The organism is Weissella sp. DD23, assembly GCF_001579105.1.
GTDB classification, from domain to species: Bacteria; Bacillota; Bacilli; order Lactobacillales; family Lactobacillaceae; genus Weissella; species Weissella cibaria.
Map to the genome: position 1 here is coordinate 62,984 of NZ_KQ970397.1, position 1,343 is coordinate 64,326.

Consider the following 1,343-nt stretch of genomic DNA (forward strand, 5'->3'; position numbering starts at 1 on the left):
GGCTTTTGAGGCTGAGACAGAAATTTCTGTCCCAGCCTCTTTATTTATTGATATAGATAGAATTGGATAATTTGACGACCAAATAAATCGACATAGGTCCCTTGTTGGGTAAAACCGACCTTTTCAAGGACCCTAAGTGATCCGATGTTATCTGCTAGAACATCAGCCCAAAGCGTGAAGTGAGGGGGAAGCTGTGCAATGAAGGCTGTTACGACATCCGTCATAATGCCATGTCCCCAGAAAGCAGGTGCCAAGAAGTACGCAATATCTGCTTCATTAACAAGTGGCTCACCTAGTTCATTCGCCCGCTGGTAGGCAACGACGCTACCTTGGGGCGTGCCGTCGATGAGAATTGCCGCTTGGTATGTTTGGTAAAGATCATTTTCAAACGCTTGTTGCTGACTAGCTGTCGATTTTGCGTCAATCCCAATTGCTGTTGCAATTGCGGGTGTGGTGATGAGTGCTTGGTAAGCTGGGAAATCAGCCAGTTGCCAAGGCCGTAAGTCGAATGTCATGGGGGCTCCTTTAGGATATAATTGTCTTTATTCTAACATGCTTCACAAAATGGTCCCTTGACGACATGCTCAAAATTGGCTATAGTTAATCCATAAATTAAATATGACATAGAGGTCGCAACCAACAAGAGTACTTAGCTAAGTCGGCAGACAGCGCGGTTAAGGAAAGGGAAGGTTGCCGAAATGTGTTTTGTGGCAATGAAACACGTTGGTCTAGACGTGAACAACGGTTAGACTGTCGCAGCAAAATCTGTCGGCTGCGGAGCGCTATCGACAACACTAAAGACTACCAATTATGGTCCCTAGTTTATGCGATGGTATAAGCTAGGGATTTTTTCGTTATTAGTGCGATTAGGCCTCTCATTTAGGAGGAGTTATGTCAGAAGAAACACAACAACCAGGTGCGTTGAAGCGAACGATGAAGACGCGTCACCTGTCGATGATTGCCTTAGGTGGCACCATCGGTACCGGACTGTTCGTTGCCTCAGGTGCGACGGTTGCACAAGCAGGGCCGTTCGGTGCGCTAACCTCATACGCTGTGATTGGTTTGATGGTTTACTTCCTAATGACAAGTTTAGGCGAGATGGCAACGTATATGCCAGTATCAGGATCTTTTTCAACTTATGCAGATCGCTTCGTTGATCCTGCCTTCGGATTTGCCATGGGCTGGAACTATTGGTTTAATTGGGCCATCACTGTTGCCGTGGAAGCCGCAACAGTTGGTGTCGTGATGGGCTACTGGTTACCGCATGTGCCAACTTGGATTTGGTCAGCCATTGTCTTAGCGTTGATTACAGTAATTAATCTTATGTCCGCTAAGTCATATGC

At 46.4% G+C, this 1,343-nt stretch carries 2 protein-coding genes and 1 riboswitch; of the genes, one reads left to right on the top strand and one right to left on the bottom strand.

Features of this window, described 5'->3' with window-relative positions:
* Window positions 1-44: 44 nt before the first annotated feature.
* On the bottom strand, window positions 45-515 hold the full coding sequence (locus tag WEIDD23_RS10230; RefSeq protein ID WP_010372652.1) for a GNAT family N-acetyltransferase: 471 nt from the start codon (window positions 513-515) through the stop codon (window positions 45-47).
* Window positions 516-616: 101 nt separating this feature from the next.
* Window positions 617-793, top strand: a riboswitch (Lysine riboswitch).
* Window positions 794-891: 98 nt separating this feature from the next.
* On the opposite strand from WEIDD23_RS10230, the gene WEIDD23_RS10235 reads away from it, so the two are divergent.
* Window positions 892-1,343 (top strand): amino acid permease (locus tag WEIDD23_RS10235; RefSeq protein WP_156469632.1); only part of this gene is annotated, 452 nt, incomplete at its 3' end.

What these genes read in the sequence shown, in the direction of transcription:
- WEIDD23_RS10230 (WP_010372652.1), bottom strand. Translation starts at nt 515, where the DNA reads ATGACATTCGACTTACGGCCTTGGCAACTGGCTGATTTCCCAGCTTAC.